The following is a 22,207-nucleotide window of genomic DNA, read 5'->3' as shown; positions in this document are numbered from 1 at the left end:
GCCGAACAAGATCAGCAACTTAATTGCCGGATATTCGTTTCATGATGTCCTCGAGGCCATGAAATGTCTCAAGTTTACGATCTTGCATCCGGTCTGGTGCGGCGGATCTACGAAAAGCGCATCGACGCGCCGGCGATCCTCGATACCGCCAGCGAATTTCCAAACGCGACCAAGTTCACGGCCGCCTGGCAGGCCATCCGCGACGAAGCGCTTGCCGTGGGCAAGGCGCCCCGCTTCCACGACATCATGCCTGAACAGGCCGACATCTCGGCCAATGACGGTCGCGACTGGCGTATGTTCGTGCTCAAGGCCTACGATGTCGCGGTTCCGCAAAACCTCGCGCGAATGCCGGTCCTCGACCGGCTGCTTGCAGAATGCCCTGAGGTGAAGTCGGCGGCGATCTCTTTCCTGGCTCCGGGCAAGCACATTCCCAGCCATCGCGGCCCTTTCAGAGGCATAATGAGGTTCCATCTCGGCCTGGTAATCCCTCGACAGGCAGATGGTCGTCCGGCGACGGTCATGATGATCAATCATCAGGAGAGGCGGATCGCCGACGGCGAGTGTCTGTTGTGGGACGACACGTTCCCTCACGAAGTGACAAACAACGCCGACAAGCCTCGCGTGGCCCTGCTTTTGGATATCTGGCGTCCACGAATGCCGCGCGACATGGAAATCCTGTCACGCCTGATCGTCCACGGCGTGCAGGCAGGCATGCGCCGCAGAGGCGTGTCCTTTTCTGCGTGAGGAGAGGCTCGCGGGCCATGGGCTCGCCGAGCGCCTTGGCGCGTCAGTCGCGTGGGCCCGCCACCATCCGTGCGATCCGTGTCATGTCCGTGCTCATTTCGCGGTCGTCGTCAAGCGGGCTGACAAGGGAGCGCACGGCGGCGAAGGTGCGCTGCGGTCCGTCGCCCATGCCGTCGACGACACCGCGCAATTCTACCCCCGTAGCCGCAAAGATCAGTTCCATCGCAACGAGATAACGCAGCCGCTCGACGATCTCGGCTGTCTTGGCCACCACGCGCGGGGCCATCGACGACTGATCCTCGATGCCGTCCGAAACGGCAAGCGGGCTGAGCGACATCGGGTTGGCGAGGTGCCGGATCTCGACTTCCAGCGCGGCAAGCGGTTTCTGCAGCTCCGCGTAGCCCTGGCGGCTCCCACCCCTGGCCGACAGGAAGCGCGGCAGCTCCGCCGTTATCGGCGACATCAGCTTCATGCAACGGTTGGCGGTGCCGACCGCGCAATGCGCAAGCGCCTGGCCGAGCTGTTCCCAGGCCAGCGTCATCGCCGTCAGGTCGAAGTTGCCGTTCGAGACGACCCGCTCGATCTCCGGCAGGATAACCGGGTTGTCGCCCGAATGGGCCAGTTCGATCTCCGTCGCCAGCTTCGCCTGTTCGAACGCATGCAGCAGGCCGCCCCACACTTGCGGCACGCAGCGATAGCTGAGCGGGTCCTGGAGACGCCGCGCGGCGTTGTCCTCCCACAGGCCGCTTCCCGCCAGTTCCGCCCGCAGACGCGCGCCGATCTCGCGCTGGCCGAATGCCGGGCGGGCTGACAGCGCCTCCTCGCTGATTGCGCTGACGGATGAGCGGAATGCCTCATAATTGAGGGCCACGGCAGCCAGCGACCAGTCGATGAGATGGGCGACGTCTTCCAGGCACAGGCATGCCGTTCCGGTCGAAAGGCTGTTCGCGACGATGATGGCGTGGCCGTCCTTCTCGCGCAGGTTGAGTGGTTCGAGCCCGGCGAGAGCCAGCGCCTCGGCGGACGGCATGATCTTGCCCTGGAACTCCGCTTCGCCGTCGCCGCGCAGCGCCCTTGCCATATGCCCGAGGGCGGCAAGGTCCGCCGCCCCGATCGATCCCCAACTGGGGATCACCGGATGAACCCCGGCGTTAAGTGCCGCCACAAGGCCCATGACCACATGTTCGGAGGTGCCGGTGCCGCCGGCCGCCATGCCTGAAATCCTTGCGGCCATAAGCGCCCGCACGGCCTCCGTCGGAAGGGCGGGGCCGATGCCCATACTGTGGCTGAGCGGTACGCTATGCTGGAACGCGATCAGGTCGGCCTGCGCAAGCGGCGTATCCACGCACGCACCGAGACCGGTGGTGACGCCATACATGGGCTTGCCAAGTTGCGTGAGATGCTCGATGAGCGCACGGCTCTCGCGGATGCGGCGCATCGCCTGACCGCCCAACTCGAGGCGGGCGTTGCGCCGTGCGACCTCGGCCACATCAGCCGCACTGAGCGGCTTGCCGTCAAGCACTACCATTCTGAGTGTCATATCCTGCCCCCATGATCGCTGCCGCCAATGCCGCGCGGGCCTCACCGCATGCGGCTGGCGGCTGCCGGTTTTGCTGTTTCCGCGGGCCAAACTGCAAGCCATTCCCGTTCCGAAGGTTTCGCCGCGGCGATCTCGCGTCCATGCCGGGCGCATCGCCGCCGGCTTGCAACTCTTCTCGTACACATGGATACCTATATCCGAGAATGAAGCTTTCCCCTAAGCTGACGATACGTGAAATGGGAGCATGGATTGCGCGGATTTGGCGAAGGCTTGATCGAGAGGCCGCAAACGGTTGCCGAGCAGGTCGCCAATGTCTTGCGCGAGGCCATTGCCAGCGGGACCCTGAAGGCCGGCACGACGTTGCGCCAGGATGATCTGGCCGAGCAGTTTGGCTTCAGCCGGATGCCTATCCGGGACGCGCTTCGTCAGCTCGAGGCCGAAGGCATCGTGTCCATCCACCCGACAAAGGGTGCGCACGTCGCCAGAATGGACGGCGACGAGATCCGAGAGATCTATGCCGTGCGCGAACTGCTCGAGTGCGAGGCACTGCGGCTCTCCATTCCCGGCCTGCCCGGCGGCAAGCTGGACGAGGCCGAACAGGTGCTCGATCAGATCGATGCCGAGCGCAATGTCGGCAGGTGGGGCGTGCTGAACCGGGCCTTTCATCTGGCGCTTTATGACGCCTGCGGCAATCGCCGGTTGCTCGGCCTGATCGAGGCGCACCATAATGCGGCCGACCGCTACGTCCGTATCCTGTTGTCGAACCTCGACTACCGCGCCCGCTCGCAGACGGAGCATCGCGACCTCTTGGCCGCTTGCCGGCGACGCGACGCCGGCGAGGCCGTCAGCGTTTTGACGCAGCATCTGCGCCAAGGCAGCGAGACACTGGTCAACGCCATAGAAGGCGACGGTCTGTCGCGAAAATCTTAGAATCTTTGTCCAATTCCGATGGGCGCGCGTGACGGGCTGTACGCCTTCGTCTAGCCGCTGCCGCCAGGGACGCTGCTTTTCAGCCTGCCTGATTTGATCAAATGGAAGAATTGGTTCTGGATTTCTCCCTGAAAATACGTTTTGAAGAGCACTCCAAATAAAAGTGTGATCAAATTGGAAAGGCTGGGCTATTGACGGTGCAAAAGGAAGAGATCGACATCCAGAATGCGCTGGCTCTTGCCGAGCGCTTCACGATGGCTGGCCGGCGCGCCTTGGTGACCGGCGGCAGCGTCAGCATCGGCCGTGAGATCGTGCGGGTTTTTGCCGAGGCGGGCGCCGATGTGGCCGTCCATTTCGCTCGCGACGCCGACGTGGCATTCGGGCAGCCGGATGCGGCCGCCGAAGCTGTCCGTGAAATTCGCGGGAAGGGCAGGCGCGGCGTCGCCATCGATGCTGATTTCGCTCGGGCCGGAGAGGCGGCTCGCTGTGTCCAGGCGGCGATCGAGGCGTTGGGTGGTGTCGACGTGCTTGTCGTCTGCGCCTCGATCCAGTACCGCACGCCTTTCCTCGATCTACCCGCCGAGCAGATCGAGCACCAGATCCAGATCAACTTCAAGGCGACGATCGAATTGCTGCAGGCCGCCTTGCCCGGCATGAAGGACAATGGCTGGGGCCGTGTGCTGACGATCGGCAGCATCAACCAGACGCGGCCCGAATCCGATCTCGCCGTCTATGCCGCGCTGAAGAGCGCGCAGCACAATCTGTCATTCAACCTTGCCAAGGATTATGCGCCACACGGGGTGACGATCAACAACCTGTCGCCCGGGCTTGTCGTTACCGAGCGCAATCGCTGGCGCCGCGAGGACGCGGCCAAATGGGCGGAGATCCAGAAGGGGTCCGCGCCGATGCAGCGGGCCGGCGAGGCGCGCGAGATGGCGGGAGCGGCGTTGCTGCTTTGCTCCGACGCCGGCAGCTTCATCACCGGGGCGGACCTGCAGGCGACGGGTGGCCGCCATCTCGGCTGGCAATAGCCGAGATTAACCGGCAAAAGCCGGCTCCGGCAGTCCCGCCATGCCGACGTCGAGTGCAAGCAGGCAACCCGCCAGGGGCTCGTTGGCCAGTTGATCCTCCGTCAGCTTCTGCGTTGCGGTCGTCACGTACAGTGTCTTCAGGCCTGGACCGCCGAAGGCGCAGGAGGTCGGCTGAGTGACTGGCAGAGGGACCAGCCTGTCGAGCCGGCCATCGGGCGCGAACCGCGCCAGCGAGCCGCCTTGGTAGCGCGCATTCCAGAGGAAGCCGTCCGCATCGACGGTGGCGCCGTCGGGCTTTCCAGGCGCCGCGTGCCGGTCGGCGAACAGGGACCACGGCCCCACAAATCCGCTCGCCGGGTCGAAATCCGCCCGCTCTATGTCACCTTGCCGCGTATCCGTGAAGTAGACGGTGCGGCCATCCGGGGCAAAGGCGATCGCATTGGGCACGGCGATCCTGTCGCGGATCCGGCTCGAACTTCCGGCGACCTCGATCCGGTAGAGCGCCCCGGACGCATGCAGCCCATAGTCCCACATACTGCCGCAGATTATGCCGCCGCCAGGATCGCACTTCATGTCGTTCAGCCGATGCTCGGGCGGCCCATCCTCCACGCGCGCCAGCAGGCTCAGTGCGCCGCTGGCGGGATCGAATGCGTGGAGACCTTGCCGCAAGGCCACGACGACTCCGCCCGATGCTCGTGCAACCACCGAGCCGATGACCTCAGGCATCGGCCACGATGTCACCGCTCCGGTCTCGGGCCGCAGCCTGTGCAGGCAAGGACGCCGTAGATCGACCCAGAACAGCTCTCCGTCCCGCGCCAGCCATGTCGGCGATTCGCCGAGCGTGTCGGCCGTTGACGCCGCAACCTCGAACCGGGCCGTCATTGCCGGCCGATATCGGGTTTGGGATCGACGGCGATGCGCGCCAGGAGGTCGTGTTTGGCCTTTTCGATATGCGCGCCCATCAAGGTCGCCGCCGAGCCGGCATCCTGGCGCTCTATGGCCCGGATGATATGGCGATGGTCGTCGATGACGCCATGGAAGCGCCCCTCGTCATAGCCGTAGCGTTGCCAGATCGCCGCCACCAGCAGCCAGTTGCGGTCCACCATCGACAGCGCGCCCGGATTGCCGGCCGCCTCGTTGATGACGCCGTGAAAGATGTTGTTGGCATGCGGGACGGCAAGGAAGTCGTCGCTGGCCACTCTTTGCTCAAGCATGTCCTGCGCGGCCTTCAGATCGCGCAGGTGCTCGGCGGTGCGCCTTTCGCTGGCGCGCCGTGCCAGCATCGTTTCGACGGCGCTGCGGATATCGAACAGGTCGATCACAAACGACATGTGGACCGTCCTGACGCTGGCGCCGCGATTGGGTTCCAGCACGACCAGTCCCGTGCCGCTCAAGGCGCGCAAGGCCTCGCGGACCGGCATGTGGCTTACGCCATAACGGCCGGCGAGATCGTCGATCCTTAGCCTTGCCCCGAATGGAATGGCTCCGGAAACGATGTCGTCACGAAGAAGCTTCTGAACGTCGGGAATACGCGCCATGCATCCAAGCCTACCCTGATTTGAGCAAATATTGCTCGCACGGCGATCGAAAGAAGTCAATTTTGCCCTTGCCAAGGCGACATTTGATCAAATATTGAGATTTGAAGAGATTGCCACGCTCGCGACGGTTTGGAAACGCCAATGCCACTGCCTGCCTCCGGTGCCGACAAAATCGACGGCCTGCCGCCATTCAGTGGCTACAGGCGCGCCGATGGCCGCGCCGGAATCCGCAATTATGTGCTGATCCTGTGCATCAATGGTTTGGCGCTGCGTGTCAGCGAGCGAATCACGGCGGGTCTCGAAGGCGCGCTTCTGGCCGCGACGAGCGCGGGCAGGGGGCACATCGAGCCGGACCTCGGCCTGCACCTTGATCAACTTGTCGGTCTCGGCCGCAATCCGAACGCCGCCGCCGTTCTGGTGGTCGGAGTGGATTCGGCGACGACCGAGATGGTCGCGGCCCGCATTTCGGCTTGCGGCAAGCCGGTCGCCAGCGTTTCTTTCGCCGAGCAGCATGAGGACATGCTGTCGGTCATGGGCGAGGGCATCAGGCGCGGCGCGGCGTTGCTGCGCGAGGCTTCGCGGATCCGGCGCGAGAACTTGCCCGGCGCGCAGCTGGTGGTCGGCATCGAATGCGGCCATTCCGACGCGACGTCGGGTCTGGTCAGCAATCCGGTCGTGGGGGCCGCGGTCGATCTTCTGGTTTCGCATGGCGGCACCGTCATTGTCGGTGAGACCGTCGAGTGGCTGGGGGCAGAACATATACTCGCGGCGCGCGCTCGCGATGCAACGGTGGCACGACAGATCCTGCAGGCCGTGGAGCGCAAGGAACGCTTCGCCGCCGCTTCCGGCCACAGCCTGACCGGCAACAATCCGGGCGAGGAGAATATACGCGGCGGGTTGAGCACGATCGAGGAGAAGTCCCTCGGTGCCCTGGCCAAGACGGGAACTTGCCGCATCGACGGCGTGCTCGGCATGGCCGAGCCGGTCACCGCCGGCGGCCTTTACCTCATGGACGGCCCGTCCTTCTCGCCGGAATCGATGACAGGCTTCGCCGCGGCCGGTGCCCAGATCATGCTGTTCACAACCGGGCCAGGCAACAGCACCGCGAGCGCGCTCGCGCCGACGATCAAGATCACGGCGCGGCGCGAGACGGCTCGCCGGCTGCCTGAGCAGATCGATTTCGACGCCAGCCCGGTTTCGGAGGGGATCGAAACCGTCGCCGAAGCGGCGAACCGGCTGCTGGCGACCATCCTCGATGTCGCCGGCGGCACCCTCACCTTCGGCGAGATTTTGGGGGAAGGGCTCGAAGTTCCGACCCGCGTGCGGGGCTCGTTGTGACGGCTATCTCCTCGAACGATGCCGGCCAAAGGACAATGCGCTTTGCGCGCCTGACCAGCCTGTTCGTGTATTTGCGCACGATGGGCCTGTTCGTCCTTGCCTGGTATGTCGGCTCGTTCTTCGTGCCTTCGAAGCTGCTCTTGCCGTCGCCGGTCGCGGTTGCGCTTGCGCTGCGCGATACGGCCCTCAACGGCGAACTGCTCGGCAATGCAGGGATCAGTCTGGCCCGTCTGCTGGTAAGCGTCGCGGCTGCCGCGGCGGTGGCGGTGCCGCTCGGGCTGCTGATGGGCCGCAGCTGGCTCTGGAACGATCTGCTCGAACTGCCGGTGGAGATCCTGCGGCCGATAGCCGGCATCGCATGGATACCGCTTGCGCTCTACATGTTCGGCATCGGCCATCGGCTGCCGCTGTTCATCATGTTCTATACCGCCTTCTTCCCGCTGCTGATCGGCACCGCCGCGGGCGCCGCCGCCGTCGACAGGCGGCTCGTCGCGGCGGCCAGCACGATGGGCCTGTCTGGGCGGGCGATCATGCGGCGCGTCATCGTTCCGGCGGCGCTGCCGGCGATCCTGGTCTCGGCACGGCTTGCGGTGGCGGCCTCGTGGACCGCCGTCGTCGCTGCCGAACTGGTAGGAGCGCCGAACGGCCTCGGCTACGCCATCGAATACTACCGCAGCATGCTGTCGACGCCGACGGTGATGGCTTTCATCGTCGCCATCGGCCTGCTCGGCTTCCTGACGGACAAGGGGTTGCGCTGGCTCTCTGATGTCTTGACTCCGTGGGCGCGGACGGAGGTGGCGCGATGAACAGGTTTGCGCTTCGCCTCATCGTTCCCGTGCTGCTGCTGGTCGTCTGGGAAGCTCTCGCGTCCGGCTCCGCCCAGGCGCCACGCCCCAGCACGGTGGCCGAAACGGCCATTTCCATGCTGCGCGACGGCGATCTCGTGGCCGGTCTCGCCACCAGCCTCGGACGGGTCTTCGCCGGCTTCGCGGCGGCGGCCCTGTTGGCGATCCCGCTTGGCATCGCCATGGGCAGCATGCCGGCCGTCGAGCGCAATCTCGATCCGCTGGTCGAGACCTTCCGGCCGATAGCGGCACTTGCCATCCTGCCCCTGGTTATCCTCTGGTTGGGCTCGGGCTCCGGGGCAGCTGTCGCCATCGTTGCCTATGCCGCCTTCTTCCCGATCCTGATCAACACCATCTCGGGCGTGAAGCGTATCGAGCCCAGTCTGATGCGCGCCGCGCTGACCATGGGGCTGGCGCCGCTGACGCGGATGCGGGTGGTGCTGCTGCCGGCCGCCTTGCCATCCATTCTGGTCGGCATGCGCATCGGCCTCGGCATCGCCTGGACGGCGATCATTGCCGCCGAGCTCGCGGTCGGCGCCAAGTCCGGCAGCAGCGGCGGCATCGGCCAGATGATGTTCGTCTTCTACGCCTACTCGATCAACCTCAACGGCATGGTGGTCTGCATGATCGCGGTCGGCATCGTGGCCTTCGCGCTCGACCGCATCCTGCGTGCCGCACTCGCCTTCGCCGTGCCGTGGAGCCAGCCATGAGCGATGCCAAGATCCGCCTCGACGGCGTCAGCAAATGCTTCGGGGAATCTGCGTCCGTGGTGGCGGTCGACAGCCTGTCGCTGGACATCAAGGCCGGCGAGTTCATGGCTATCGTCGGCCCGTCCGGATGCGGCAAGACGACCGTTCTCAACATGCTCGCCGGCCTCGACAGGCCGACGTCGGGTACGATGAGCCTGAACGGCAGGCCGATCGAAGGACCGGGGGCCGAACGCGGCGTGATGTTCCAGGACTATGCCCTGTTTCCCTGGCGCACCGTGCGCGGCAATGTCGAGTTCGGATTGATCTATGGGCCGGCCGGGCGAGGGCTTTCGCCCGCGCAGCGCGCCGACCGCGTCAACCGCACCGTCGAAATGGTCGGCCTGACCGGCTCCGAGGACAAGTACCCGCACCAGCTATCGGGCGGCATGCGCCAGCGCGTGGCACTGGCGCGCCTGATGGCGAACGAGCCGGAAATCCTGTTGATGGACGAGCCGCTAGCGGCGCTGGACGCCCAGACCCGCGTCATCCTGCAAGACGAATTGCTGCGCATCTGGGGGCAGGACCGCCCCGCTGCCGAGCGGCGGACGGTCGTCTTCATCACGCACGCCATAGACGAGGCGGTGTTCCTGGCCGACCGGGTCGCGGTGCTAAGCAGCCATCCGGGCCGCCTGAAGCAGGTCATCGACATCGACCTGCCCAGGCCGCGCGGCGACGAGACGCGGCGCTCCGGCGATTTCGCCAGGCTCAGCCAATCGATCTGGGAACTGATCCGCGAAGAGGCTTACCGCGCAACGATGAACTGAAACGACAACAGGGAGAGGATTGTCATGAGGAAACTTCTGGAAACCGCATTCAACCGACGCGCAGTCCTGAGTGGTGCCGCGGCTGCCGCGCTGGCCATGCCATCGATCGTGCGGGCGCAGGACCGCAAGCCGGCCAAGGTCTCAATCGGCCGCCAGCCCTACGCGGCTGGCAACTCGCCGCTGACGCAACGCATGATCAACGAAAAGCTGCTCGAGAAGGCGGCCGCCGAACTCGGCTACGACCTGACAGTCGACTGGCGCGACTATCCTTCCGCGCTGCCGATGGTGGAGGCTTTCGTCTCCGGCGATCTCGACATCGGCATGTGGGGCAACACCCCGATCGTGCGGCTGCTTTCGCAGGCGCAGCCGATCAACATTCTCACCGTCGGTGAGGGCCACATGCGCATGGTGCTGGCGACCCGCAAGGGCTCCGCCATCAAGAACATCGGCGACCTCAAGGGCAAGACCGTCGGCGCGCTTGTCGGCGGCGACCCCTACAACGCGCTCTCGCAAATGCTGCTGCAGGAACTGGGCGACGCCGACCCGCGCGCCTTCGGCATCAACATCGTCAACACGCCGACCCAGGCCGTTGCCGCGTCCCTCCCGGAGGGCATGGACGCGTCGGTGGTGATCTACCCGGCCTTCCTCAAGGCGAATGCCGAAACCGGCCTCACCGGGATCATGAATTCGTTCGGCTATACCGAGGCCGGCTACAGCGGACCCGCGGGCGAGGGCGAAGGCCACATGCTGCCCGGCGTCAAGAAGTCGAAATTCTACCCCGACGGCTACTATTTGCACCGTTCCTTCTGGATCTGCAGCGACCGCATCGTCGGCGACGATGCCGCGCTCGGCCAGGCCTTCCTGACGGCCGCGCAACGCGCGCTTGCCGATCTCCAGAAGATCGACCCGCGGGAGATCTCGCAGTCGGTTGTCAAATATTGGGGGCTCGATCCTGCGCTGGGCGCCAAGGTCATCGGCGACGAGGTGCTTTTCCAGCGCGGCTGGATCTGGCCGACCGAAGGCGATGCGGCGGCAATCAGCCAAATCTCCCAGTTCATGGTTGCCGGCAAGATGATTCCTGAGGCGCTGAGCTGGGACCAGGTCAAGGCCGCCTTCGGCAAGGCGGCGCCGCTGCTTCAGAAAGCCTATGAGGGCACGGGCAAGGTGCCGGACGAAAGCGGCTTCACCGACAAGAATGCCAAGGATCTGCGTGGCCTGCCGGCATGGCAGCTCGACCAGTGGAAAGTGCCGTCCTGAGGAGTTCGGGCGGCACGCGCATTCAGAGTAATTCAGGGAAGGAAGTTGATCCATGACGTCAGTCGGTTTTGTCGGGCTTGGAACCATGGGCGCACCCATGGCCCGCAACGTGCTCAAGGCGGGACACGCGCTGACGGTCTTCGACCTCAATCCCGTGGCGGTGAAAAAACTCGTCGAGGCCGGCGCTCGGGCGGCGGCGTCGCCCCGCGAGGTTGCACAGCAATCGGAAATCGTCATCACCATGCTGCCGGATGCGCCTGATGTGGAGGCCGCCGTGCTCGGTGCCGACGGCATCGGTCATGGCCTCAGGGCCGGCAGCCTCTATATCGACATGAGCACGATCGACCCGCAGACCACCCAGCGTATCGGCGCATGGCTGGCGCAACGCGGCGTCGACATGATCGACAGCCCTGTTGGCAAGACGGTGGAGCACGCCATCGCCGGAACCTCGACGCTGATGATCGGCGGCGATGCCGCCGTGCTGGAGCGCGCGCGCCCGATCCTGTCGAGCATGGGGGCCGACCTCATCCATTGCGGCGGGCTCGGCATGGGGCAGGCAATGAAGCTCACCAACAACCTGCTGGCCAGCGTGCTGATAACGGCCAGCTCCGAGGCGCTGGTCGCCGGCGCCAAGGCGGGCCTGACGCTCGACACCATGATCAACGTGCTGAAGACGACGATGGCCTGGAACCAGCAATTGGCGGTGGCGATGCACAATCGCGCGCTCAAGGGCGACTTCGAGCCAGGCTTCATGGTCAAGCTTGCCCACAAGGATTGCCGGCTTGCCCTGGCGATGAACGACGCGCTCGGCGTCGAGACGCCGGTCGGGGGCGCCACGCTCGCCGTGCTCAGGGAGGCGATGGATGCTGGCATGGCGGGCAAGGATGTCGGCGCCGTGCTGAAGCTGCGCGAAGACGCGACCGGCGTCCAGGTCCGGCTTGCCGGCGCATGACCAAGCCTGGAGCCATAGTGCTGCACGCTGACGACGACGTGGCTGTCCTCGTCGAACCGGTCGAGGCAGGCGCCGAAGTGACGACGCGAGGCGCCCGCGAGGGGGTTGTCCTCAAGGCCGGCGCCGCGTTGCAAGCCGGTCATAAGCTGGCGTTGCACGACCTGGCCGCCGGCTCCACCATACGCAAATACGGCGAGGCGATCGGCCGCCTGACGGCTGCCGTGGCGGCCGGCGACCACGTCCACGTGCACAATCTGCAAAGCCTGCGCGGACGCTGACGCCGGGTCAGCACCCGAACAGGGCCAGACCTTATCGATCGACTATGGCCACGCCGTCCTCGCGGTTGCCTTCCGGCCGGTTCACTGCCACATATTGCAACATCATTCGTTCGATATGAGGTTCTTCATGTCCCCCGACAGCCGTCTGCCGGCACGTGCCCTTGCTCCTCGCCGCCATGACGAGATCCTGAGGCGCCTGGGTGCCCAGGGCTCGGTCAGCGTCGCCGAACTGGCCGGTTTCTTCGACGTCTCGCGCGAGACCATCCGCCGCGACCTGAAGCTGCTTTCTGACCAGGGACGGCTCGGCATCGTGCACGGCGGCGCCGCTCGCTTCGAGCCGAGCGAGCCGGCAATGGGCCTGCGCAGCCGGGAGAATGCGCCTGGCAAGGCGGCCATCGGCAGGGCGGCGGCCGGCCTCGTTAGCAGCGGTATGGTGGTCTTCCTCGATTCCGGCACCACCACCTTGGCCGTCGCGCAGGCCATGAATGATCTGCGCGATCTCACCATATGCACGGCCAGCCTGAAGATTGCACTGCACCTGTGCCATGTGCCCGGCATGCGTGTGCACATACTGGGCGGTGAAGTCGACCCGGGCGAGGAGGCCGCTTCCGGCATCGATGCGCTGGATGCAATGGCGCGCTTTCGCGTCGACATCGCCTTTCTCGGCGGCGGCGCGCTATCGCCGGATGGCGAAGTGACCGATTTCACCAGGGCCGGCGCCGAGCAGCGCGGCCGCATGATCGCGCTCGCCGGCAAGACCTATTTCGTCCTCGACAGCAGCAAGTTCGGCAAGCTGACGCCGCTGAGGATTCCGAACTTCGACCGCACCGCCGGCGTTATCGTCGACGCCCGGCCGCAACCTGCGCTTGCCGACGCGCTTTTACAAAAAGGGCCGGAACTGATCATCGCATCTTGATGTGATATTTTGTGGCTTTTTGACTTGATATTTGACTTTCCTGTGTTAGCTTGCCGACCATCCCTCAAGATGGCGGAACCCTCATGGCACATGAATTTCCAACGCAGGCACGCGTCGTGATCGTCGGCGGCGGCATCATCGGCTGCTCCGTCGCCTATCACCTGACGAAGCTCGGCTGGGCCGACGTTGTCCTTCTCGAGCAGGGTCAGCTCAGCGGCGGCACCACCTGGCATGCGGCGGGTCTGGTCGGGCAATTGCGCAGCCATTCCAACATGACCAGCCTGATCAGGTACTCCACTCAGCTCTATGGCGAACTGGAGGCCGAGACCGGTCTCGCGACCGGCTGGAAGAATTGCGGCTCGCTGTCGGTGGCGCGCACCGCCGACCGCATGACGGTGCTGAAGCGTACGGCTGCGTCGGCGCGCGCCCAAGGCGTTGAGATCGACGTCATCTCGCCGAGCGAAGCCGGCGATCTGTGGCCGGTCATGGCGACGGACGATCTGGTCGGCGCGGTCTGGCTGCCTGGCGACGGCAAGGCCAATCCGACCGATCTCACGCAATCGCTCGCCAAGGGCGCGCGCAATCGCGGCGCGAGGATATTCGAGCGCGTCAAGGTCACCGGCATCACGGTGAGAAACGGCGTCGCCTGCGGTGTCGAGACCGACCGTGGCGACATCGTCGCCGAGATCGTCGTCAACTGCGCCGGCCAGTGGGCGCGTAAGGTCGGGCTGATGTGCGGCGTCTCGGTGCCGCTGCATTCGGCCGAGCATATGTACATCGTCACGGGCCGGATCGAGGGTGTGCATCCGGGCCTGCCCGTCATGCGCGATCCGGACGGCTTCATCTATTTCAAGGAAGAGGTCGGCGGGCTGGTCATGGGCGGCTTCGAACCGCATGCCAAGCCGTGGGGCATGAACGGCATCCCCGAGAATTTCGAGTTCGCGCTGCTGCCGGACGATTGGGATCAGTTCGAGATTCTGATGGAAAACGCGCTGGTGCGCGTGCCGCAACTGGCGCAAGCCGAGGTCAAGAAGTTCTACAACGGTCCCGAAAGCTTTACGCCCGACAACAATTTTCTCCTCGGCGAGGCGCCGGAGCTGAAGAATTTCTATGTTGGCGCCGGCTTTAACTCGATGGGCATCGCCAGCGCCGGCGGCGCCGGCAAGGCGCTGGCCGAGTGGATCGTCAACGGCGCGCCGACCATGGATTTGTGGCCTGTCGATATCAGGCGCTTCGCCGCCTTCAACAACAATCCGCGCTGGCTGCATGATCGCGTCAAGGAGACGCTCGGTTTGCATTACGCCATGCCGTGGCCGAACCGCGAGCTGGACACCGCCCGACCCTTCCGCCGCTCGCCGCTCTACGACCGGCTGGACGCCAGGGGCGCCTGCTTCGGTTCCAAGATGGGCTGGGAGCGCGCCAACTGGTTCGCGGTCCCGGCAGAGAGGGCCGGGAACGATTATGCCTTCGGCCGCCAGAACTGGCATGAGGCAGTCAAGCGCGAAATGAAGGCGACGCGCGAGGCTGTTGCCGTATTCGACCAGACCTCTTTCGCCAAGCTTCTCGTGCAGGGCCGCGACGCCTGTGCCCTGCTCAACCGCATCTGCGCCGGCAATGTCGATGTACCGGTCGGTACATCCGTTTACACGGGCGTGCTCAACGCGCGCGGCGGGTACGAAAGCGATCTGACCGTAATGCGACTTGGTGCGCAAAAATTCCTCATCGTCACCGGTTCGGCGCAAGCGGTCCACGACGCCGACTGGATCGCCAGGAACATCCCACCGGACGCACATGCCATCGTGACCGACGTCACCTCGTCCTACGCGGTGCTGGCGCTGATGGGGCCGCGCTCGCGCGATCTCCTGGGCAAATTGTCGTCGGCCGATCTTTCCAACGCCGGCTTCCCCTTCGCCACCATCCGCGAGATCGATATCGGCTACGCTACCGCCTACGCCAACCGCATGACCTATGTCGGCGAGCTCGGCTGGGAGCTGATCGTGCCGACGGAATTCGCCGTCGGCGTCTACGAGGCGCTGCACGAGGCTGGCGGCGAATTCGGCCTCCTGGACGCCGGCTACTACGCGCTTGATGCCTTGCGCATCGAAAAGGGTTTTCGCGCCTGGGGCCGTGAGTTGACGCCTGACATTACCCCCTGGCAGGCGGGGCTTGGCTTCGCCGTCGCCATGGACAAACCGGGTGGCTTCATCGGCCGTGACGCGCTGGTCGAGGCCAAGCCGTCGACGGCGCCAGCAAAACGCATCGTACTGTTCACGCTCGACCATGCCGAGCCGATGCTGTGGGGCGGCGAGCTGATCCTGCGCGACGGCAAGCCCGTCGGCGAGGTCCGCTCGGCCGCCTACGGTCACACGCTTGGCCGCTCGGTGGCGCTCGGGCTGATCGAGAACGAGACGGGCGTCGACGCTGCGTTTCTGGCTAGCGGCCGTTTCGAGATCGATCTTGCCGGCGTTCGCCACGCGGCCACGGCACATTTGCGCACCCCTTACGATCCGAAGTCGGAACGGGTGAAAGCGGATGTGGAGGAGATCAGGGCCGCCGCCTAATCCGCCGACATCGAACGCGCCATGTCGAGGAAGGCGCGCACCAGCTTGCCGCCGCTGCGTTCGCGCAGGCAGATCAGCGCTTCGTCCATCAACGTCTCAGGCGCGTCGAGCGCGATCGCTACCAGCCGCGAATCCTGGCCGAATTCGGCCGCCGAGACAAAGCCGATGCCGGCACCCGAGGCGACGATCTCGCGGACGGCTTCACGGCCTTCGGCCTCGATCACCGGCCTGAGTTCGACCTTCGATGCCGCGGCCAGATCCTCGAGCTTCTGGCGCGTCTTGGAGCCGCGCTCCCGCATGACCAGCGATTCCTGCGCGAGTTGCTTGAGGCTCAATGATTTCTTGCCCGACAGCGGATGATCGACGGACGCAAAAGCGATGATCGGCGTCGAATTGAGTTTCAGCACCTCGAAGTCGCGTCCGGTCGGCACCTCGCCCAGCACGCCGATGTCGGCATCATAGCTGTAGAGGCTGCTGATTACCGTCTCGGTGTTGCCGGCGCGCAGCGAAACCTGGACGCCGGGATAGCGCGCGCGAAAACTGCCGAGGATGTGAAGCAGATGATGCGCGGCGTCGGCGACGATGCGCAGCGTGCCGGAGCGCAGGGCGCGCGATTCCGTCAGAAGCTCGAGCGCCTGCTGCTCGGTGTCGAACATGCGGTGGGTAATTTCGAGCAGCTTCTGGCCCGAATGGGTCAGCGTGACCTGCTTCTTGTTCCGGTTGAACAGCAGCACGTCATATTCTTCCTCGAGCTTGCGCACCTGGTCCGAAATTGCCGGCTGCGTCAGGAACAGCGCTTCCGCGGCACGTGAAAACCCGCCTGATATCGCCACCTGGTGAAAGGCTCGCAATTGAACGTAGCGCATGTTCTCACCTTTCTAGATCCGAGTTCCGGCCGCCAACCTATCATAAGCCTCGCAGGCAAAAAGGCATGAAGGAACGATTCTTCTTATATCTGGGGAGGATCGCCCACGGTCACGCACGTGTCATGGATACCACGCAGGCTGCGCTCGGCTGGAGGCGCGATTATCCCGCCGGGCAATAATTCGACTGCAAGCCAGATCATCGGGTTAGCTTATACATCAATACAAAATAACGATTTTACAAATACGTCGTTCCAGCCAAGAATGGCCCCACATAAAAAGCAGCGGAGGACACTATGCTCGCCGAGACGAAATTTGCCGCGGAGCCGTTGGCCGGTCCGGCGCTGGGCGAGCCATACCTGCTGACGCCCGGGCCGCTCACCACCTCCTATCCGGTCAAGCAGGCGATGCTGCGCGACTGGGGATCCTGGGACGGCGATTTCCGCGCCATGACGTCAGACATGCGCCGCCGCCTGCTGGCGCTGACCGGCGATGCGAAAGGCGAATTCGACTGTGTGCCGATGCAAGGCAGCGGCTCCTTCTGCGTCGAGGCGATGCTGGGTTCGTTCGTGCCGAAGGACGGCAAGGTTCTGGTCCTGGCCAATGGCGCCTACGGCCTGCGCGCGGCCCAGACCATGCAGTATCTCGGCCGCGCCTATACGCTGATCGACAAGGGCGACTACCTGCCGCCGCGCGGCGACGAGGTGGCCGCCGCCCTCGAGGCCGATCCTGCCATCACGCATGTGATCGCCATCCATTGCGAGACCAGTTCCGGCATCCTCAACCCCGTCGCCGAGATTGCCGAAGCCGTCCATGCCAAGGGCCGCAAGCTGCTGGTCGATTCCATGAGCGCCTTCGGCGCCATCGCGCTCGACGTGAACGAGATCCGCTACGAGGCGATGGTCTCGTCCGCCAACAAGTGCATCGAGGGCGTGCCGGGCTTCGGCTTCATCATCGCCCGCAAGAGCGAATTGGAAGCCGCCAAGGGCCGCAGCCATTCGCTGTCGCTCGACGTCCATGCGCAGTGGGCGCATATGAACAAGACCGGGCAGTGGCGCTACACTCCGCCGACCCATGTCGTCGCCGCCTTCCTTGAAGCGCTTCGCCAGCACGAGGCCGAGGGCGGTGTTGCCGGCCGCGGCGCCCGCTACACCAGGAACCGCGACGTGATGGTGGCCGGCATGCGCGAGCTCGGCTTCGAGACTTTGCTCAGGGATCGCTGGCTGTCGCCGATCATCGTCACCTTCTTCAACCCGGCCCACGCCAACTTCGCCTTCGACCGCTTCTACGAGCTGATGAAGGACAAGGGCTTCATCATCTATCCGGGCAAGCTGACCGTCGTCGATAGCTTCCGTATCGGCTGCATCGGCCAGATGGACGAACATGTCATGCGCCGCGTCGTAGAGGCGGCGGCGCAGTCGCTGAAGGAGATGGACGTCGACACCGCCGCTCCTCCCGCCGCGGCAATCGCCGAGCGCGCCAAACTCGCCGCCTGAAGCGGCAGAATTTTTGAGGATTTCGATGAACCAGATGTCTCCCATCAACGTCGCGGTCAACGGCCGCACCTACGCCTGGCCACGTGTGCCGGCCATCGCCATCTGCCTCGACGGCTGCGAGCCGGCCTATCTCGACGAAGCCATCAAGGCCGGGCTGATGCCGGCGCTGGTCAGGATCAAGCAGAAAGGCACGGTGCGTTTTGCGCATTCTGTCATTCCGAGCTTCACCAACCCCAACAATCTGTCGATAGCCACAGGCCGCCCGCCCTCGGTGCACGGCATTTGCGGCAACTACCTCTACGAGCGCGAAACCGGCAAGGAAGTGATGATGAACGACCCGCGCTTCCTGCGCGCGCCCACCATCTTCCAGGCCTTCTACGATGCCGGCGCCAAGGTCGCGGTGGTCACCGCCAAGGACAAATTGCGTGCGCTGCTCGGCAAGGGCCTCGCCTTCGACGACGGCCGCGCGCTGTGCTTCTCGGCCGAAAAATCCGACACCACCACCAAGGCCGAGCACGGCATCAACAATGCCTCGAAGCATTTTGGACTGCCGGTACCGGAAGTCTATTCGGCCGAACTGTCGGAATTCGTCTTCGCCGCCGGCGTCCAGCTGCTGAAGGAATTCCGCCCCGACATCATGTATCTGACCACCACCGACTATGTGCAGCACAAATACGCGCCCGGCGTGCCCCAGGCCAACGCCTTCTACGAGATGTTCGACAAGTACCTGGCCGAGCTTGATGCGCTGGGCGCGGCAATCGTGGTGACCGCCGACCACGGCATGAAGCCCAAGCACAAGCAGGATGGTTCGCCTGACGTCGTCTATGTCCAGGACCTGCTCGACGAATGGCTGGGCAAGGATGCCGCGCGCGTCATTCTGCCGATCACAGATCCCTATGTCGTGCATCACGGCGCGCTCGGCTCGTTCGCCACCGCCTACCTTCCTGACGGCGCCGATCAGGCCGACATCATGGCGCGGCTGGCGAAGATCGACGGCATCATGCTGGTTGTCGACAGCCCGACCGCCTGCGAGCGTTTCGAACTGCCGGCCGACCGCATCGGCGACATCGTGCTGATCTCGACGCAGAACAAGACGATCGGCACCTCGGAACACCGCCACGACCTGGCAGCCCTCAACGAGCCGCTGCGCTCGCATGGCGGGCTGACCGAGCAGGAGGTGCCGTTCATCGTCAACCGCGTGCTGGCCGATTTGCCTGATGAGCCCGTGCTGAGGAACTTCGACGCGTTCTACTACGCGACGATGGCGGCCGCGCTCGCGTGACGGATGGGTCGGGTGCCGGTGTCGCCTCCAAGATGGCGCTGGTCGACCCCACTCCGCCTCGCTCCGCTCGGCACCTCTCCCCGATCGACGGGGGAGAGGAAAGGCGCCAAGCCTGGGGCGCTGACCTCACCTGATTTCCTCTCCCCCGTCGATCGGGGGAGAGGTGGCCCGAAGGGCCGGAGTGGGGGTCGACCCTCGCCGCGACGTACCCAAGAATCTGCTGGAGCAGAGCACATGACCCAACTCGACCCTGCCATCAAAGTTCGCCACGAGCCGATGCGCATCGCCGGCAAGAAGGTTGATGCCGACGACGTTGTCGAGGTGCGCTATCCCTGGAACGACACCGTTATCGGCACCGTGCCTGCCGGCCGCGCCGAGCATGCCCGCCAGGCCTTCGAGATCGCCGCCGGCTACAGGTCGAAGCTGACGCGCTACGAGCGCCAGCAGATCCTGTTCCGCACGGCGGAAAAACTCGCGTCGCGCCGGGAAGAAATCTCTGATCTCATCACGCTCGAGCTCGGCATCTCCAAGACGGATTCGCTCTATGAGGTCGGCCGCGCCTATGACGTGTTCACATTGTCGGCGCAGATGTGCATCCAGGATGACGGCCAGATCTTCTCCTGCGATCTCACCCCGCACGGCAAAGCGCGCAAGATCTTCACCACGCGCGAGCCGCTGAAGGCGATCTCGGCGATCACCCCGTTCAACCATCCGCTCAACATGGTCTCGCACAAGGTGGCGCCGGCGATCGCCACCAACAATTGCGTGGTGGTCAAACCGACCGAACTGACGCCGATGACGGCGCTGCTTTTGGCCGACATCCTCTACGAAGCCGGCCTGCCGCCGGAAATGCTGTCGGTGGTGACCGGCTGGCCGGCCGACATCGGCAACGAGATGATCACCAACGACAACATCGACCTGATCACCTTCACCGGCGGCGTGCCGGTCGGCAAGATGATCGCCCGCACAGCCGGCTACAAGCGCCAGGTGCTGGAGCTCGGCGGCAACGATCCGCTGATCATCCTCAACGATCTCTCGGACGACGATCTGGCCAGGGCCGCCGATCTCGCCGTCGCCGGCGCCACGAAGAACTCCGGCCAGCGCTGCACGGCGGTCAAGCGCATCCTCGTCCAGGAAAGCATCGCCGACCGCTTCGTGCCGCTGGTGCTGGAGCGGGCCCGAAAGATCCGCTTCGGCGACCCGATGGACCGCACGACCGATCTCGGCACCGTCGTGCACGAGAAGGCGGCGGCACTCTTCGAAGCCCGGGTCCACATGGCCGCCGGGCAGGGCGCCGAAATCCTCTACAATCCGGGCCGGCAAGGCGCGCTGCTGCCGCCGATCGTCGTCGATCGCGTGCCGCACACATCCGAACTGGTGATGGAAGAGACGTTTGGGCCGATCATCCCGATCGTGCGCGCACCGGACGATGACGAGGCGCTGATCAGGCTGTCCAACTCGACCGCCTTCGGCTTGTCCTCGGGCGTCTGCACCAACTCGTTCCCCCGCATACAGAAATACATTGCCGGCCTTCAGGTCGGCACCGTCAACATCTGGGAAGTGCCGGGCTACCGCATCGAGATGTCGCCCTTCGGCGGGATCAAGGACAGTGGCAATGGCTACAAGGAAGGCGTCATCGAGGCGATGAAGAGCTACACCAATGTGAAGACGTTTTCGCTGCCCTGGTCCTGACCGGACCACTCGGCTGACAGAACAACAGAGGGAGCGTTCCACGCTCCCTCATTCGCGTTTCGGAGAGGGTTATGGCCGCGATCAAAGAGCTTGTCCATACCGAGGGTGATTCCAACACCACGGCGGCCCGCAGCCGCTGGGATTCCGGCCAGGATGATCCGCGCATCCGCGGGCTGCTTGACCGCGACGCTTCGGCCTTCATGCACCAGAGCCTGTCCAGCCCCTGTCTTTCGACGATTGCCAAGGCCGAAGGCATCTGGATCGAGGACACCGCCGGCCGCCGTTTCATGGATTTCCACGGCAACAGCGTGCACCATCTCGGCTATGGCCATCCGAAGCTGGTCGCCGCGATCAAGAAACAGCTCGACGATCTCTGTTTTGCGCCGCGCCGCTTCACCTGCGAACCCGCTGTCGAACTGGCCGAGAAATTGGCCGAGCTGGCGCCCGGCGATCTCGGCAAGGTGCTGTTCACGACAGGCGGTTCCGACGCCATCGAGGTGGCGCTGAAGATCGCGCGCGCCGCGACCGGTCGCTTCAAGACGGTTTCGTTCTGGGATGCCTTTCATGGCGCCGGCTTCGGTGCCGCAAGCGTCGGCGGCGAAGCGACCTTCCGTTCCCATATCGCCGGCCCGATGATGACCGGCACCGAACATGTCGCGCCCTGGGACGGCTACCGCTGTCCTTACGGCCACGGCACCCTGGAAGCCTCCGGGCTCGCCTGCGCCAACATGATCGCTTATGTGCTCGGTCGCGAACAGGATGTGGCCGCGGTCGTCGCCGAGCCGATGCGGGCCACGCCCAACCCGCCGCCGCCCGGTTTCTGGAATCGGGTGCGCGAGGCCTGCGACCGGCACGGCACGCTGCTGATCTTCGACGAGATACCGACCGGCCTTGGCAAGACCGGAAAATTCTTCGCCCATGAGCATGACGGCGTGACGCCGGACATCGTCGTTCTCGGCAAGTCGCTCGGCGGCGGCATCCTGCCGATCGCCGCTGTCATCGCCCGCCGCGATCTCGACGTCACCGGCGGTTTTGCCATCGGTCACTACACCCACGAGAAGAACCCGGTGACGACGCGCGCGGCGCTGACGACGATCGATATCATCCTGGAAGAAGGACTGGTCGAGCGTGCGGCCGAGCTTGGCCGGCATATGCTGGGACGCATGCAGGATCTGATGGGGCGCTCGCCCCATGTCGGCGATGTCAGGGGCAGGGGGCTGATGGTCGGCGTCGAACTTGTCGAGGACCGTACCTCGCGCCAGCCCGCGCGCGATCTTGCCGAACGCGTCTTCTATGCCTGCCTCGAACGGGGGCTGAGCTTCAAGGTCAGCCACGGCAACGTGCTGACGCTGTCACCGCCGCTGGTGATTTCGAAAGCCGATCTCGACCGTGCGCTCGACATCGTCGAACGCGCCGTGCTGACAGCCTGAC

The 22,207-nt window shown here is 64.9% G+C and carries 20 protein-coding genes; 16 read left to right on the top strand and 4 right to left on the bottom strand.

The window, feature by feature from the left end; translation table 11 throughout:
* The first annotated feature begins 63 nt into the window (after nt 1–63).
* Nucleotides 64–744, top strand: a complete 681-nt coding sequence (locus LB547_RS20875; RefSeq protein ID WP_140525094.1) for an aspartyl/asparaginyl beta-hydroxylase domain-containing protein — start codon at nt 64–66, stop codon at nt 742–744.
* 43 nt (nt 745–787) lie between these two features.
* Here the strand turns inward: LB547_RS20875 and LB547_RS20870 are convergent, their stop codons facing one another.
* Nucleotides 788–2,284 (bottom strand): HAL/PAL/TAL family ammonia-lyase, encoded by a 1,497-nt coding sequence (locus LB547_RS20870; RefSeq protein ID WP_140514475.1) that lies wholly within the window; start codon nt 2,282–2,284, stop codon nt 788–790.
* A gap of 249 nt (nt 2,285–2,533) precedes the next feature.
* On the opposite strand from LB547_RS20870, the gene LB547_RS20865 reads away from it, so the two are divergent.
* Nucleotides 2,534–3,214: a GntR family transcriptional regulator gene (locus tag LB547_RS20865; protein WP_224655938.1), complete on the top strand. Its 681-nt coding sequence runs from the start codon at nt 2,534–2,536 to the stop codon at nt 3,212–3,214.
* 197 nt (nt 3,215–3,411) lie between these two features.
* Nucleotides 3,412–4,245: an SDR family NAD(P)-dependent oxidoreductase gene (locus LB547_RS20860; RefSeq protein ID WP_224519090.1), complete on the top strand. Its 834-nt coding sequence runs from the start codon at nt 3,412–3,414 to the stop codon at nt 4,243–4,245.
* Between the two features lie 6 nt (nt 4,246–4,251).
* Here LB547_RS20860 and LB547_RS20855 read toward each other — a convergent pair whose 3' ends face one another.
* Both LB547_RS20855 and LB547_RS20850 read right to left on the bottom strand, forming a co-directional pair.
* Nucleotides 4,252–5,127 (bottom strand): SMP-30/gluconolactonase/LRE family protein, encoded by an 876-nt coding sequence (locus LB547_RS20855; RefSeq protein WP_140763493.1) that lies wholly within the window; start codon nt 5,125–5,127, stop codon nt 4,252–4,254.
* The gene (locus tag LB547_RS20850) at nt 5,124–5,783 is read right to left on the bottom strand and encodes a GntR family transcriptional regulator (RefSeq protein WP_140497561.1); all 660 of its coding nucleotides are present in this window, start codon (nt 5,781–5,783) and stop codon (nt 5,124–5,126) included. The genes LB547_RS20855 and LB547_RS20850 overlap by 4 nt, the downstream gene beginning before the upstream one ends.
* 141 nt (nt 5,784–5,924) lie before the next feature.
* Here LB547_RS20850 and LB547_RS20845 point away from each other — a divergent pair, with 141 nt between their 5' ends.
* The 9 genes from LB547_RS20845 to LB547_RS20805 all read left to right on the top strand — a co-directional run bounded on the left by LB547_RS20845 (nt 5,925) and on the right by LB547_RS20805 (nt 15,443).
* Nucleotides 5,925–7,121, top strand: coding sequence for a UxaA family hydrolase (locus LB547_RS20845; protein WP_140555621.1), 1,197 nt, complete (start codon nt 5,925–5,927; stop codon nt 7,119–7,121).
* A gap of 35 nt (nt 7,122–7,156) precedes the next feature.
* A complete protein-coding gene (locus LB547_RS20840; RefSeq protein ID WP_140663305.1) occupies nt 7,157–7,927 on the top strand; it encodes an ABC transporter permease in 771 nt (256 codons plus the stop codon).
* Nucleotides 7,924–8,676 (top strand): ABC transporter permease, encoded by a 753-nt coding sequence (locus LB547_RS20835; protein ID WP_140583911.1) that lies wholly within the window; start codon nt 7,924–7,926, stop codon nt 8,674–8,676. The genes LB547_RS20840 and LB547_RS20835 overlap by 4 nt, the downstream gene beginning before the upstream one ends.
* Nucleotides 8,673–9,479 carry an ABC transporter ATP-binding protein gene (locus LB547_RS20830; protein WP_140497569.1) on the top strand — a complete coding sequence of 269 codons (807 nt, stop codon included), beginning with the start codon at nt 8,673–8,675 and terminating at the stop codon, nt 9,477–9,479. The genes LB547_RS20835 and LB547_RS20830 overlap by 4 nt, the downstream gene beginning before the upstream one ends.
* Before the next feature lie 24 nt (nt 9,480–9,503).
* Entirely contained in the window at nt 9,504–10,736 is a 1,233-nt protein-coding gene (locus tag LB547_RS20825; protein WP_140497572.1) for an ABC transporter substrate-binding protein, read from the top strand.
* A gap of 52 nt (nt 10,737–10,788) precedes the next feature.
* Complete coding sequence (locus LB547_RS20820; RefSeq protein ID WP_140497574.1) at nt 10,789–11,688, top strand: NAD(P)-dependent oxidoreductase; 900 nt, start codon at nt 10,789–10,791, stop codon at nt 11,686–11,688.
* Complete coding sequence (locus tag LB547_RS20815; protein WP_140497576.1) at nt 11,685–11,966, top strand: UxaA family hydrolase; 282 nt, start codon at nt 11,685–11,687, stop codon at nt 11,964–11,966. Before LB547_RS20820 ends, LB547_RS20815 begins: the two co-directional genes overlap by 4 nt.
* Nucleotides 11,967–12,093: 127 nt before the next feature.
* On the top strand, nt 12,094–12,882 hold the full coding sequence (locus LB547_RS20810) for a DeoR/GlpR family DNA-binding transcription regulator (protein WP_140525088.1): 789 nt from the start codon (nt 12,094–12,096) through the stop codon (nt 12,880–12,882).
* A gap of 83 nt (nt 12,883–12,965) precedes the next feature.
* Nucleotides 12,966–15,443, top strand: a complete 2,478-nt coding sequence (locus LB547_RS20805) for a GcvT family protein (protein WP_140763490.1) — start codon at nt 12,966–12,968, stop codon at nt 15,441–15,443.
* Here LB547_RS20805 and LB547_RS20800 read toward each other — a convergent pair.
* Entirely contained in the window at nt 15,440–16,309 is an 870-nt protein-coding gene (locus LB547_RS20800; protein WP_140497582.1) for a LysR substrate-binding domain-containing protein, read from the bottom strand. The two genes, LB547_RS20805 and LB547_RS20800, sit on opposite strands and share 4 nt — an antisense overlap.
* A 293-nt stretch (nt 16,310–16,602) precedes the next feature.
* On the opposite strand from LB547_RS20800, the gene LB547_RS20795 reads away from it, so the two are divergent.
* The 4 genes from LB547_RS20795 to LB547_RS20780 all read left to right on the top strand — a co-directional run bounded on the left by LB547_RS20795 (nt 16,603) and on the right by LB547_RS20780 (nt 22,206).
* Nucleotides 16,603–17,802, top strand: a complete 1,200-nt coding sequence (locus tag LB547_RS20795) for a 2-aminoethylphosphonate--pyruvate transaminase (RefSeq protein ID WP_140497584.1) — start codon at nt 16,603–16,605, stop codon at nt 17,800–17,802.
* Nucleotides 17,803–17,827: 25 nt separating this feature from the next.
* Entirely contained in the window at nt 17,828–19,084 is a 1,257-nt protein-coding gene (gene phnA / locus LB547_RS20790; RefSeq protein ID WP_140562341.1) for a phosphonoacetate hydrolase, read from the top strand.
* A 234-nt stretch (nt 19,085–19,318) separates the two neighbouring features.
* Nucleotides 19,319–20,776 (top strand): phosphonoacetaldehyde dehydrogenase, encoded by a 1,458-nt coding sequence (phnY, locus tag LB547_RS20785; RefSeq protein WP_140564383.1) that lies wholly within the window; start codon nt 19,319–19,321, stop codon nt 20,774–20,776.
* Nucleotides 20,777–20,847: 71 nt separating this feature from the next.
* Nucleotides 20,848–22,206, top strand: a complete 1,359-nt coding sequence (locus LB547_RS20780; RefSeq protein WP_140497589.1) for an aspartate aminotransferase family protein — start codon at nt 20,848–20,850, stop codon at nt 22,204–22,206.
* The last annotated feature ends 1 nt before the right edge of the window (nt 22,207 follow it).

Origin of the sequence: Mesorhizobium sp. B264B1B (genome assembly GCF_020165765.1) — a bacterium.
Lineage (GTDB): Bacteria > Pseudomonadota > Alphaproteobacteria > Rhizobiales > Rhizobiaceae > Mesorhizobium.
The sequence above is the reverse complement of the archived record's forward strand: the minus strand, read 5'-3'. Positions and strand labels throughout refer to the sequence as shown.